The 13,243-nt window shown below is 68.1% G+C and carries 12 protein-coding genes; 9 read left to right on the forward strand and 3 right to left on the reverse strand.

What is annotated here, in order from left to right:
* Nucleotides 1-8 precede the first annotated feature (8 nt).
* A complete protein-coding gene (locus AC1DXX_RS27615; protein ID WP_478137405.1) occupies nucleotides 9-935 on the reverse strand; it encodes a GntR family transcriptional regulator in 927 nt (308 codons plus the stop codon).
* Between the two features lie 166 nt (nucleotides 936-1,101).
* Between AC1DXX_RS27615 and aptA the strand changes: the two genes are divergently transcribed.
* From aptA to AC1DXX_RS27650, 7 genes are read left to right on the forward strand one after another with little or no spacing between them, the layout of a single operon-like run.
* The gene (aptA, locus tag AC1DXX_RS27620; RefSeq protein ID WP_478137406.1) at nucleotides 1,102-2,445 is read left to right on the forward strand and encodes an omega-aminotransferase AptA; all 1,344 of its coding nucleotides are present in this window, start codon (nucleotides 1,102-1,104) and stop codon (nucleotides 2,443-2,445) included.
* A gap of 26 nt (nucleotides 2,446-2,471) precedes the next feature.
* Nucleotides 2,472-3,572 (forward strand): C45 family autoproteolytic acyltransferase/hydolase, encoded by a 1,101-nt coding sequence (locus tag AC1DXX_RS27625; RefSeq protein ID WP_478137407.1) that lies wholly within the window; start codon nucleotides 2,472-2,474, stop codon nucleotides 3,570-3,572.
* Nucleotides 3,573-3,606: 34 nt separating this feature from the next.
* Nucleotides 3,607-5,226, forward strand: coding sequence for an ABC transporter substrate-binding protein (locus AC1DXX_RS27630; RefSeq protein ID WP_478137408.1), 1,620 nt, complete (start codon nucleotides 3,607-3,609; stop codon nucleotides 5,224-5,226).
* Between the two features lie 16 nt (nucleotides 5,227-5,242).
* Nucleotides 5,243-6,187, forward strand: coding sequence for an ABC transporter permease (locus tag AC1DXX_RS27635; RefSeq protein WP_478137409.1), 945 nt, complete (start codon nucleotides 5,243-5,245; stop codon nucleotides 6,185-6,187).
* The gene (locus AC1DXX_RS27640; protein ID WP_478137410.1) at nucleotides 6,184-6,999 is read left to right on the forward strand and encodes an ABC transporter permease; all 816 of its coding nucleotides are present in this window, start codon (nucleotides 6,184-6,186) and stop codon (nucleotides 6,997-6,999) included. Before AC1DXX_RS27635 ends, AC1DXX_RS27640 begins: the two co-directional genes overlap by 4 nt.
* A complete protein-coding gene (locus tag AC1DXX_RS27645; protein WP_478137411.1) occupies nucleotides 6,996-8,669 on the forward strand; it encodes a dipeptide ABC transporter ATP-binding protein in 1,674 nt (557 codons plus the stop codon). Before AC1DXX_RS27640 ends, AC1DXX_RS27645 begins: the two co-directional genes overlap by 4 nt.
* Nucleotides 8,670-8,691: 22 nt before the next feature.
* Nucleotides 8,692-10,422: a hypothetical protein gene (locus AC1DXX_RS27650; protein ID WP_478137412.1), complete on the forward strand. Its 1,731-nt coding sequence runs from the start codon at nucleotides 8,692-8,694 to the stop codon at nucleotides 10,420-10,422.
* A gap of 27 nt (nucleotides 10,423-10,449) precedes the next feature.
* On the opposite strand, the gene AC1DXX_RS27655 is transcribed toward AC1DXX_RS27650, so the two are convergent.
* Complete coding sequence (locus AC1DXX_RS27655) at nucleotides 10,450-11,241, reverse strand: transporter substrate-binding domain-containing protein (protein WP_478137413.1); 792 nt, start codon at nucleotides 11,239-11,241, stop codon at nucleotides 10,450-10,452.
* 242 nt (nucleotides 11,242-11,483) lie between these two features.
* Between AC1DXX_RS27655 and AC1DXX_RS27660 the strand changes: the two genes are divergently transcribed.
* Complete coding sequence (locus AC1DXX_RS27660) at nucleotides 11,484-11,960, forward strand: MarR family winged helix-turn-helix transcriptional regulator (RefSeq protein WP_478137414.1); 477 nt, start codon at nucleotides 11,484-11,486, stop codon at nucleotides 11,958-11,960.
* Nucleotides 11,961-12,033: 73 nt separating this feature from the next.
* Here AC1DXX_RS27660 and AC1DXX_RS27665 read toward each other — a convergent pair whose 3' ends face one another.
* On the reverse strand, nucleotides 12,034-12,264 hold the full coding sequence (locus AC1DXX_RS27665; RefSeq protein WP_478137415.1) for a hypothetical protein: 231 nt from the start codon (nucleotides 12,262-12,264) through the stop codon (nucleotides 12,034-12,036).
* On the opposite strand from AC1DXX_RS27665, the gene AC1DXX_RS27670 reads away from it, so the two are divergent.
* Entirely contained in the window at nucleotides 12,251-13,078 is an 828-nt protein-coding gene (locus AC1DXX_RS27670) for an alpha/beta fold hydrolase (RefSeq protein ID WP_478137416.1), read from the forward strand. The two genes, AC1DXX_RS27665 and AC1DXX_RS27670, sit on opposite strands and share 14 nt — an antisense overlap.
* Nucleotides 13,079-13,243: the final 165 nt, after the last annotated feature.

Consider the following 13,243-nt stretch of genomic DNA (forward strand, 5'->3'; position numbering starts at 1 on the left):
CCGCAGGGCTAGGCCCGCTGCGCATCCAGCTCGCCCATCACGCGGCGCTCCAGGATGTCGCTGGCGCGGCTCAGATGAGCGTGCATGTGCTTCGCGGCAGCCTCGAGCTTGCCGTCCTCGACCGCATCGAGGATCTGCAGATGCTCGCGGCACGACTTGCGCAGCAGGTCGATGTTCACGAGCGGGTAGTCGGACAGGTCGGAGATGCGGCGCAGCCGGTTCTGCTGCCGGATGGCGTCGAGGATGAAGCGGTTGCCCGAAGCGCTGGCCAGCAGTTCGTGGAACTGCGCGTTGGCTTCGAAGAATTCCATCCACGAGTGGCGCGATGCGTGGGTGAGCAGCGCCTGCTGCTGCTCCCGGCAGGCCAGCAGCCGCTCGTGCGCGACCTCGAAGCCGGGCTCGCGCAGCGCGGCGCATTCGACCGTGAGGCGAAAGCGGTAGCTCTCGCGCTCGCTCTCGACCGAATCGAGCGTTTCGGTGAACTCCCAGCGCTGGTAGTGCCGCCCGCGCAGCACGCCGTCCTGCAGCAGCGTGGTCATCACGTTGCGCAGCAGGGCGCGCGGCACGCCGTAGGTCTGCGCGAGTTCGAGTTCGTTGACGCGCGTGGGCAGCTTGCCCGCGAGGCGATCGCGCAGCACCCGGTAGTAGAGGGTCTTCTCCTCGTCCTCCGGCATCTCGCGCCGCGCCTGCCCCAGCGCCTCGCGGTCGGCGACGAGGGTGTAGCCCCGGTTGGGCACATGCGCCAGCAGCGCACGCTCGTGCAGCCAACGCAGCGCGGCCCGCACCGGCGTGCGCGAAATGCCGAGCCGGCCGGCAAGGTCGGCTTCGGTCATGTGGCGGCCGTTCTCGTAGCCGCCGGCGAGCGCCTGGTCGAGGATGTAGCGGCTCACGCGCTGGGTGAGCGGCGCAATCGCCTTGTCCGTCTGCTGGGCCATCCATGGTTCTCCGGAAAACGCGGGCTGGATGCCGATCATCAGGGCAATTTTGTATTTTTGGCCTCAAAAAACCATGTACATCTCAAGCCAAAAATACAATTTGAGTTTCAAGATCGGCCCCACGCCGACCCGAGAGACGGGTCGTTTCCACCGGAGAAAACAACTCGTGGCCCAAGCCGACACCCTTCCTTCGCTCGATGCGTTCTGGATGCCCTTCACCCCCAACCGCAAGTTCAAGCAATCGCCGCGCCTGATCGTCGGCAGCGAAGGCCTGTACTACGACCTGGCCGACGGCCGCCGCGTGCTCGATGCCATCGCCGGCCTCTGGTGCGTGAACGCGGGCCACCGCAACCCGCGCATCAGCGCCGCGCTCAAGGCGCAGATCGACGTGCTCGACTACGCCTCGAACTTCCAGATCGGCCACCCCGCCGCCTTCGAACTGGCGCAGCGCCTCACGCAGCTCGCTCCGGCGGGCATGAACCATGTGTTCTTCACCAACTCGGGCTCCGAGTCGGTCGATACCGCGCTGAAGATCGCGCTGGCCTACCACCGGGCGCGCGGCGACGCAGGCCGCTACCGCCTGATCGGCCGCGAGCGCTCGTACCACGGCGTGGGCTTCGGCGGCATCTCGGTGGGCGGCATCGGCCGGCAGCGCAGCACCTTCGGGCCGCTGCTCAACGGCGTGGACCACTTGCCGCACACGCTCGACCTGGCGCGCAATGCCTTCTCGCGCGGCGAGCCCGCGCACGGCATCGACAAGGCCGACGCGCTCGAAGCCATGTTCTCGCTGCACGACGCCTCGACCGTGGCCGCGGTGATCGTCGAGCCCGTGGCGGGCTCCACCGGCGTGCTGCCGCCGCCGCGCGGCTACCTGAAGCGCCTGCGCGAAATTTGCGACAGGCACGGCGTGCTGCTCATCTTCGACGAGGTCATCACCGGCTTCGGCCGCCTGGGCACCAACTTCGCGGCCGACCTGTTCGATGTGACGCCCGACCTCATCACGACCGCCAAGGGCCTCACCAACGGCGCGGTGCCGATGGGCGCGGTGCTGATGCGCGATGCGGTGCACGACGCCTTCATGCAGGGCAATGTCGGCGCCGTCGAGCTTTCGCACGGCTACACCTATTCGGGCCACCCGCTGGCCTGCGCCGCCGCCATGGCCACGATCGACGCCTACCTGCAGGACGGGCTGATCGCCCAGGCCGCAGAACTGTCGCCCTACCTTGAAGACGGCCTGCACGCGCTGCGCGGCCTGCCCGGCGTGATCGACATCCGCAACGTGGGCCTGCTCGCGGGTGTCGAACTGCAGCCCTGGGCATCGGGCCCCGGCACGCATGCACAGGCCGTGGCGCAGCACTGCCTGGAAAGCGGCGTGCTCGTTCGCTCGGTGGGCGACACCATCGCCCTCTCGCCGCCCTTCACCATCGAGCGCAGGCACGTCGACCAGATCGTCGACAGCCTGCGCACCGCCATCGCGCAGACCGCACAGGCATCGGACGTGGCCGCGTGAGCGCCGCCGTATCAAGGAAACAAGCCATGGACATCGAATCGTTCCCCCTCTACGACATCGAAGGCGATGCACGCCAGTGCGGCCAGCAGTACGGCCGCGCCGCCGGCGACCGCATCGACCTGAGCCTGCGCACCTACCGCCAGGCCTTCGAGCGCGTGGGCCTCGACTGGGACCGCACCCGCGCGCTCGCACGCCGCTTCATGCCGATGATCGAGGCCTTCGACGCCGGCATGCTGCGCGAGATCGAAGGCGTGGCCGAGGGCGCGGGCGTGCCGGCCGAGGACATCGTGGCGCTCAATGCGCGCAGCGAGATGCTCTATGCCTTCGAACAGCTCGAAGCCAGCGAACCGCCCGACGGCTGCACCGGCGTGGTGGTCATGCCTTCCGCCGCACGCGACGGCAAGCTGATCCACGCCCAGAACTGGGACTGGCGCGTCGAAAGCCTGGAGCTTGGCGTGGTGCTGCGCATCCAGCCCGCCAAGGGCCCCGCCATGCTGACCTTCGCCGAGGCCGGCACGCTCGCACGCGCCGGGCTCAACAGCGCCGGCATCGCGGTCACGGGCAACTTCATCAAGGCCGACGGCGACGGCAGGCAGCAAGGCGTGCCGCTCGCGCTGATCCGCCGCGGCATCCTGCAGTCGGAGCTGTACGCCAACGCGCTGGGCGTGGTGTGCCGCAGCGCGCGCTCGATCTCCAACAACATGATCCTCACGCACGCCGAGGGCGAGGCCGTGAGCCTCGAGACCTGTCCCGAGCAGGTGTTCTGGCAGCAGCCCGAGGCCGGCATCCTGGTGCATGCCAACCACTTCAAGACACCGGCCGCATTGGCGCGCGTGGTGGACCGCAGCCTCGAAACCACGCCCGACTCGCTCTACCGCGACCGCCGCGTGACCGAGGCCCTGCACCAGCAATACAAGCGCGCAGGCAATCTCACCGAACAGAACGTGCTCGACGCACTGCAGGACCGCTTCGGCGCACCCCGCGCCGTGTGCCGCAGCCCGAGCGCGGGCCCCGGCGGCGCCTCGTCGGCCACGGTGGCGACCATCGTGATGGACCCGGCGGCACGAAAGATGCGCATCGCGCCGGCGCCCTTCAAGGCCCACCGCTTCACCGAATATTCCCTTTGACCTGCCCCGCCCAGCCCACGCCAGGAGTGTTGCCATGAACGTGCCCGTGCCCGTGCCCCCATCCCGCCCTCCCTCTGCATATTGGCGTTTGCGCTGGCCGATGCGCACCGCTGCGCTGGCCCTGGGTCTTGCCGCCGGTGGCGCTTTCGCCCAGACCGGCGCGGGCCAGACCCTGCGCATCCAGATCAACTCCGACATCCGCTCCACCGACCCCGGTGGCAACCGCGACGACAACACCGACAACGTGCTCATCCACGTGGGCGAAGGCCTGGTCGCGCTGCGCGAAGACACCTCCGTCGGCCCCATGCTGGCCAGCAAGGTCGACACCTCCGCCGACGGCCTGACCTACACCTTCACGCTGCGCGACGGCGTGAAGTTCCAGAACGGCGCCGCGCTCACCGCCGACGACGTGGTGTGGAGCTGGCAGCGCTACCTGCGCCCCACCGGCGGCTGGCGCTGCCTGCCCGAGTTCGACGGCAAGGGCATGACCAAGCTGCTTTCCGTGGAAGCACCCAACCCGAAGACCGTGGTCTTCAAGCTCGAACGCGCGAGCAGCCTGTTCCTCACGATGATGGCCCGCCCCGATTGCGGCGGCGCCGCCATCCTGCACCGCAGCTCGGTCGGCCCCGACGGCCAGTGGAAGGAGCCGGTCGGCACCGGCCCCTACAAGATCAAGGACTGGAAGCGCGGCCAGTACGTCGAGCTGACGCGCTTCGACGGCTACAGCTCGCGCACCGAGCCGCGCGACGGCCTCACCGGCGGCAAGAAGGCCGAGATCGAAAACCTGCGCTTCGTCGTCATTCCCGATTCGGCCGCCGCCAAGGCCGCGCTCTACAGCGGCGGCCTCGACGCCTTCATCAGCCCCAGCCCGGCGGACGTGGTCGAGATGCGCGGCCGCAGCGACGTCCTGGTCGACACCACGCCGGTGATGACCATGGTCGCGCTGCTGCTGCAGACCGGCGACCCGGTGCTGAAGGACGTGCGCATCCGCCGCGCGCTGGCGCTGGCGCTCGACACGCCCGAGATCGCGAAGTCGGTGACCGAAGGCCTTTCGGCCGTCAACAACTCGGCCGTGCCCTCCTCCAGCCCCTACTACGACGCCGTGCAGGCCGGCGGCTTCAAGCGCGATCTCACCGCCGCGAAAAAGCTGCTCGCCGAGGCCGGCTACCGCGGCCAGCCGATCCGCATGATCGCCAACAAGCGCTACGAGGCGCTGTACTCGGCGGCCGTGCTGGTACAGGCCATGGCCTCCGAAGCCGGCATCAACATCGAGCTCGAGGTGCTCGACTGGGCCACGCAGCTCGACCGCTACACCAAGGGCCAGTACCAGAGCATGACCTTCATCTACTCGGCACGCATCGACCCCTCGCTCAACTACGAGATGGTGTCCGGCGACAAGGCCACGCAGCCGCGCAAGGTCTGGGACAGCGCCTATGCGCAGACCCGGCTCGCCGAGTCGATGGTCTCGCGCGACAAGGCGCGGCGCCAGGTGCTGTTCGACGAGATGCACAGGCAAATGCTGCAGGACGTGCCGATGATCGTGCTGTTCAACGCCAGCGACGCCACCGCCATGCGCAAGAGCGTGACCGGCTTCAAGGGCTGGGCCCCGGCCAAGCCGAGGTTCTGGAACGTGCGGCTCGACGCCCGCTCCTGAACGAGGCACCACCGCCATGCCCGCCTACCTCCTGCGCCGGATCGCGATGACGATCCCGACGCTGCTGCTGGTGTCGATCGCGGTCTTCGCGCTCATGCGGCTGATTCCGGGCGACCCGGTCCAGCTCATGCTCGGCGAAGGCGCCGACCCCGCGCAGCTCGATCTCATGCGCCGCCAGATGGGACTCGACCAGCCCCTGGTTGCCCAGTACCTCGTGTGGCTGCGCCACGCGCTGGCCGGCGACCTCGGCGTGTCCACCACCAACGGGCTGGCGGTGCTGCCGCTGATCTGGGAACGCTTCCACGTCAGCGCCGTCATCGTGCTGACCGCGGTGGCGCTCGCCGCGCTGATCGCCGTGCCCGCCGGCCTCGTCGCCGCCTGGCGCAAGGACCGCCCCGCCGACCTCGCCATCATCGGCGCCGCGACGCTGATGCTTTCGGTGCCGAGCTTCTGGCTCGGCCTGCTGCTGCTGATGTTCTTCGGCCAGTTCCTGGGCTGGCTGCCGGTGGTGGGCTACGTGCCCATGTCGGAGAACTTCCCGCAGGGCGTGCTCTACGTGATCCTGCCGATCGTCACGCTGGTGCTGGTCGAGACCGGCGTGCTCACGCGCATGTCGCGCGCCAGCACCATCGAGATCCTGCGGCTCGAATACGTGACGCATGCGCGCGCCAAGGGCGTGCCCGAGGCGCAGGTGCTGCGGCGCCATGTGCTGCCCAACGCCTTCAACCCCACGCTCACCATGATCGGGCTGATCCTCGGCCACCTGCTGAGCGGCATCGCGGTGCTCGAGACCGTGTTCACGCTGCCCGGCCTGGGCCGCCTGATGATCGATTCGATCTTCGCGCGCGACTATCCGGTGCTGCAGGGCTGCCTGCTCTTCACGGCGTGCATCTACGTCGTCATCAACCTGATCGTGGACATGTGCTATCCCCTCTTCGACCCGCGGGTCTCGGTGCAGTGAAGAAACTCAAGACCCATACCCTCATCGGCGGCACGCTCATCGCAGTGCTGCTGGTCCTGGCGGTGGTGGCAGCCCTGTGGACGCCCTACAACCCGCTGGGCATCGACCTGCGCAGCAAGCTGCAGCCGCCCTCGATGGCGCACTGGCTCGGCACCGACGAGTTCGGCCGCGACGTGGCGAGCCGCGCCATGCGCGCTGCCTCCACCAGCTGCCTGGTCGCGCTGCTGACCGTGACGCTCGCCACCGCCATCGGCCTCGTGGTCGGCGTGGTCGCGGGCTTCGTGCGCGGCTGGACCGACCGCGTGCTGATGGCGCTCAACGACACGCTGCTGGCCTTTCCGGGCCTGCTGCTGGCGCTGGGCGTGATGGTGATCGTCGGCGCCAACAAGTGGGGCATCGTGCTGGCGCTGAGCATGGCCTATGCACCCTCGGTGGTGCGGGTGGTGCGCGGCACCGTGCTGTCGCTGCGTGAGCGCGAGTACGTCGAGGCCTCGCGCATGATCGGCAACGGCGAGATCTACACGATGTGGCGCCACATCCTGCCCAACTGCGTCGCGCCCGTTGCCGTGCTGGCGACCAGCATGTTCGGCTGGGTGCTGCTGTCGGAAAGCGCCCTGAGCTTCCTCGGCCTCGGCGTGCCGCCGCCCGCGCCCACCTGGGGCAACATGCTGTCGAGTGCGCGGCCCTACATGGCATCGGCCGTGTGGCTGTGCGTGGTGCCGGGCCTGTGCATCGCACTGACGCTGCTGGGCATCAACCTGCTGGGCGAATCGCTGCGCGACCGGCTCGATCCACGGACGGAGAAGTCATGAGCGCCCCACACCCCATTCCACAGCCCCCACGGCCCGTTCTCTCGGTCCGGCAACTGAAGATCGAACTGCAAGGCCACGCCCAGACGCTGGTGCACGACCTCTCCTTCGACGTGCACCCCGGCGAATTCCTCGCGGTGGTCGGCGAATCGGGCAGCGGCAAGACCATGGCCGCGCGCGCCATCCTGCAGCTGCTGCCGCCCGGCATCGCGCAGACCGGCGGTCGCATCGTGTTCGAAGGCGACGACCTGAGCACGCGCGACGCGAAGGCGATGCGCCCGATACGCGGCCCCGGCATCGGCATGGTGTTCCAGGAGCCGATGGTCTCGCTCAACCCGGTGCACCGCATCGGCGAGCAGATGGCCGAGGGCCTGCGCATGCACACGAAGCTGTCGGCCGGCGAGATCCGCACGCGCTGCCTCGACATGCTGCGCCGCGTGCAGATCGCCGACCCCGAGCGCTGCATCGGCGCCTACCCGCACGAGTTCTCGGGCGGCATGCGCCAGCGCATCATGCTGGCCAGCGTGATGCTGCTCGCGCCGCGCCTGCTGATCGCCGACGAACCGACCACCGCGCTCGACACGCTGAGCCAGCGCGAAGTGCTCGACCTGATGGTCGGCCTCGCGAAAGACCAGGGCACCGCCGTGCTGCTGATCACCCACAACCTCGGCCTCGTGGGGCGCTATGCGCAGCGCGCCATCGTGCTGGAGAAGGGCCGGCTGGTGGAGACCGGCGATGTGCCCGGCATCCTCATCGCGCCGGAACAGCCCTACACCCGCAGGCTGGTCGATGCGCTGCCGCGCCGGCAGGCCGCCAGGGCGGAAACGACCGCCTCGCAACAACCGCTGGTGCAGGTGCGAGGCCTGTGCGTGAGCTACCCCGGTGCGCGCGCCGGCCTCTTCAAGCGCCACCCGACGCAACGCGTGATCGACACGCTCGACCTCGACATCCACCCGGGCGAGATGGTCGCGCTGGTGGGCGGCAGCGGCTCCGGCAAGACCACGCTGGGCCGCGCGATCCTGCGGCTCGCGCCTTCGCAGGGCGGGCAGATCCTGTTCCGCGGCGAAGACGTGCGCACGGCCGGCCGCGCCGCGCTGCACCGCTTCCGGCTGGCCTGCCAGCTGGTGTTCCAGGACCCGTTCTCATCGCTCGATCCGCGCATGCGGGTGCAGGACATCGTGGCCGAGCCCTTGCGCCACCTGCCCTCGCTCGATGCGCCGGCGGGCGCCCGCCGCGTCGAGGAGACGCTCGACGAGGTGGGCCTCGACGGCCTCGGCGCCCGCTACCCGCACGAACTCTCGGGCGGCCAGCGCCAGCGCGTGGCGATTGCCCGCGCCCTGGTGCGCCGCCCCGCCTTCGTGGTGGCCGACGAGCCCGTGTCCGCGCTCGACATGACGATCCAGGCGCAGGTGCTGCGCCTGTTCCAGAGCCTGCAGGCGCACCACGGCTTCGCCTGCCTCTTCATCAGCCATGACCTCGCGGCCGTCGAGCAGATCGCCGACCGCGTGATCGTGATGGAACGCGGCCGCATCGTGGAGCAAGGCGCGCGCGACGCGGTGTTCGACGCACCGCGCCATGCCTACACGCAGGCCCTGCTCGCGGCGACGCCGCGGCCGCTGGCCTCGCTCGCGCCGCCGGCCCCGGAGCCCCTTAAGGAGAAAGCTCTCGCGTGACCGCGGCGGCACAATCGTCCGCGTGCGCCTCTTCAAACACAGCCTGCCCGCCAGCCTCGCGCTGGCACTCGCCCTCGCCGCGCCCGTTGTGCGCGCGGCAGACCCCGTGCTGCTCGTCACCTCGCCGGCCGCCCTGCAGGCCGCCGAGAAATCCGGCGCCGGCTTCGCCCACTGGATCGGCGAGGCACCGACCTCGGCCGGCGGCATCGCGACCAACCAGGCGCTGATGCGCTCGCCGGCGTGGCAATCCATCGCCACGCCGCTCGGCGACAGCATCGCGCGCATCCAGCGCAGCGACCGGCAGGCCGGCGTCGGCATTTCGCGCTATCCGCACCGGCTGTTCGATGCGCGCTGGCTGGCGAGCCCCGATGCCTTCTTCGAGTTGGTGGGCGTCGCCAACCGCATGGACCGCCGGCCCTTCCAGAGCGGCGCCTGCGGCGAGACGCGGCTGGTGTACCGGCTCGCCTACCGCACCGCCGCAATGCAGTCGCGCCTGCCGATGACCGTCAACGTGGAACTGCGCGGCGATGCGCCCGACGCCGACGGCAGTTGCGCGAGCACCGCACGGCGCTGGCAGCCGCCGCAGCCCTCGATGCCGGACGAGGCGCTCGGCCGCTGGCTGGTGTCGGCCGACGGTCCGCTGGCGCCGCAGCGCCTGGTGCCCGCACGCATCGCGCAGATCACCACCAACCTGCAGAGCGTGCGCTGGCCCTCGGCCGTGCGGCCCGATCTCGGCGGCCATGCCGAGTACATGCTGCGCGCCTTCCGCTGGAATGCCGGCACGCGGCGCTTCGACGTGGCCCCGCTCGAGAACACCCCCGATGTCGCGCGGCTCAAGGCCAGCACCCCGCTGCGCAAGGAACTGCAGCAGTGGCTGCAGCAGCCCGCCAACCTGCGCGCGCTGGACGAGGCCACCCTGCAACTGCCCGAGAAGTTCCTGGCCACCGAGGCCATCTCGGTGGCGCCGCGCGGTCTTGCGCGGCTGGCGAACCGGCCGTTCGCGCAGATCTTCCCGACCGGCGAATGGCAGGCGGTGCCCGGCAGCCGCACGCTGCAGTCGCCGCAGGCGGTGCTGCGCCGCCTCGACGACCTCAGCTGCATGGGCTGCCACCAGAGCCGCGCGGTCGCGGGCTTTCACCTGCTCGGCGTCGACCGCCGCGGCGCATCGCGCACCTTCACGGCGGGCAATGCGCTGGCGCTGGCGCACTCGCCGCACCTGCAGGACGAACTGGCGCGGCGCGGCCGCTACGTGCACGCCGCGCTGTCCACGCCGCGGCCCGATCCGTTCCGGCCGCTGGCCGAACCGGACGGCGGCACGGACGCCGCGCCGGAGAAAGCCACGGTCGGTGCGAGCTGCGAGCCCACCCGTATCACGCAGTCGGCCAACCCATGGCTGGACCGCGCCGAAAAACTGCCGCGCGTCGCCTGCGAAGGCGTGCTCTCAGTGTGCGAGAAAACCTCGGTCGGCTTTCCCGGCGGCATGTGCTCGGGCCCGTGCGATCCGCTCGACAAGAACGGCACCTGCGGCGGCATTGCCATCCTCAGCGACTTCAACCAGTGCCTGGCCGCGAACAAGCCTTTCGGCGAATGCCTGGGCAAGCACACGCGGCCCGGCAACCTGCGCAGCTGCTCGGCGCAGCAGCCCTGCCGCGACGACTTCATCTGCGCGCAGGCCGAGGGCCAGCCCGAAGGGCGCGGCGCCTGCATTCCGCCCTACTTCCTGTTCCAGATGCGGGTGGACGGGCACTCCTGACGGTCATTCGGGGTAACCCGGGCACATCTACTGCGGCAACTCCCCTGCTGGGCGCTCCAGCCACTTCATCGACAACTTGTCCAGCTCGCCCTTCTTCTTCGCCTCGTCAATGATGCCGTTCACCATCAGCCGCAGCGAGTCTTCGCCCTTGGCCACTCCGATGTAGTTCGGACTCTCTTTCAACAGCAGCTTGTAGGCAGTGCCAAGCGCCGGATTGCTGGTCATGATGTTGTTCGCGACGGACGCTCCCGTGGCGATCAATTGCACCTGTCCGGAAACGAAGGCGGCGACGGTTCTGGTGTTGTCGTCGAAGCGCCTGATGTCGGCACCCGCTGGCGCAACCTTGTTGAGCTCCTGATCCTCGACCGAACCGCGTGTGACGGCGATCGACTTCCCCGACAAGTCGGTGAAGCTCTTGATGTTCAGGTTTTTTGCACCAAAGATGGCTTGATAGAAAGGCGAATACGCGGCGGTAAAGTCGATTTGTTTCTCGCGGTCCGGATTCTTGCCCAAGGTGGCAATGACCAATGCAGCTTTTTTCTTCTGCAAGTACGGAATGCGATTGGCGCTGGTCACGGGTATCAGGTCGACCTCCACGCCAAGCTTGGTCGCGATGTAGGTGGCCATGTCTATGTCCAGTCCCTGCATCTTGAAGTCCCGGCCCATGGATCCATAGGGCGGAAAGTCGGGAGGAACCGCGATCACGATCTTCTTGTTCTTCAGAATGGTGTCCAACGCACTTTGCGCATGCACTGCGCCGGTTGCCATGAGACTGCCGAGCGCCAGGGCCAGGACAATTTGCAGTTTGCGGAATTTCATGATGCTTGAATGGTGAGGAGTGGTTGTGATTTGTTCTCAAGCGCACGGCCAGTTGCCAAGAGCCCTACTGACATTGAGCCGCATGAATCGTGCCATGGTATACAAGACTCATGTACCTCTGCCGAAAACAAATGTGGTGCGCAAGGTGCCAGCCGCCCCCCGATTCGGGGATGAATGCCCCACATTGGGGAGACTAAAAATATCGCTTGCCATTAGATCGCATGCGATCTAATATCCGGCCCATGCCTTCCAAGCGCCTTCCCGCCAAGCCCGTCAACGCCCCGCAGGGCGACTCGCTGGCGCTGGACGAGCAGCTCTGCTTCGCGCTCTATTCGACGATGCTGAGCCTCAACAAGGTCTACCGCGGCCTCCTGCACGACCTGGACCTGACCTATCTGCAGTACCTCGTCATGCTCGTGCTGTGGGAGAAAGACGGCATCAACATCTCCGAGATCTGCACGCGGCTGGCGCTCGAAACCACCACCCTCACCCCGCTGCTGAAGCGGCTCGAGGCACGGGGCCTGATCCAGCGCGTACGGTCGGCATCGGACGAGCGCCAGGTCATCGTGTCCCTCACCGCCGAAGGCCGGGCGCTTCGCGGCAAGGCCAAGGCCCTTCCGTCATGCGTCGCGCAGGCGATGGAACTGGCGCCCAAGGAAATCGGCGTCCTGCGGGCCCAGTTGCTGGCGCTGCGTTCGAACCTCGACAGGAACGCGTGATGCATCGCTGCATCCGTCTTCCTGTTTTTTCAAGCCATTTATATCGTATGCGATATTAATACAAGCGATAGTTTTACTCCGCCTCACCCACGTCAACAAAGGAACGCACCATGTCCGCCAACAGCAAGAACTTGACAGCCACCCCGACCCGCCGCAGCCTGCTGCTCGGAAGCGCATCCGTCGCAGCCGGATCCCTCGGGGCAACCGGCTTCTCCAAGGTGGCATCCGCCGCTTCCACCGCTGCGCCGAACCACGGCGCGATCCACGCTTCTTCAAAAGGAAAGCAAACCATGAGCAACACCATCGTCACCAAGGACGGCACCCAGCTTTACTTCAAGGACTGGGGTTCCGGCCAGCCCGTCGTGTTCAGCCACGGCTGGCCGCTCAACTCCGACAGCTGGGAATCGCAGATGCTGTTCCTGGCATCGCAGGGCTATCGCACCGTGGCGCACGACCGCCGCGGCCATGGCCGCTCGAGCCAGCCCTGGAACGGCAACGACATGGACACCTATGCAGACGATCTCGCCACCGTCATCGAGACGCTGGACCTGAAGAACGTCGTGCTGGTCGGATTCTCGACCGGCGGCGGCGAAGTGGCGCGCTACATCGGCCGCCACGGCACCCAGCGCGTGGCCAAGGCTGCACTGATCTCGGCCGTGCCGCCGCAGATGCTGAAGACGACCGCCAACCCCGGTGGCCTGCCGATCGAGGTGTTCGACGGCCTGCGCGCAGCGCAGCTCGCCAACCGCTCGCAGTTCTACAAGGACGTGCCCTCGGGTCCCTTCTTCGGCTTCAACCGGCCGGGCGCCAAGGTCTCGCAGGGACTGATCGACTCGTGGTGGGCGCAGGGCATGATGGGCGGCCACAAGAACACGTATGACTCGATCAAGGCCTTCTCGGAAACCGACTTCACCGAAGACCTGAAGAAGTTCGACGTGCCGACGCTGATCGTCCACGGCGACGACGACCAGATCGTGCCGATCGGCGCCGCGGGCCTGGCCTCGGCCAAGCTGGTGAAGAACAACAAGCTCATCGTCTACCCCGGCGCACCGCACGGCCTGACCGACACGCACAAGGACAAGTTCAACGCCGACCTGCTGGCGTTCATCAAGTCCTGAGCGAGTCGCCGGACAGCAGCGCTGTGTAGCGCCTGCCCCTTCCCTTGCCCCCTCTCCCTCTGGGAGAGGGTTGGGGTGAGGGCATCGGCCTTCACTCAAGCGCCGCGCCTTATCGACGGCACAGTGCCCTCACCCTAGCCCTCTCCCAGAGGGAGAGGGGACAAC

The organism is Variovorax sp. P4_B10 (genome assembly GCF_056402375.1).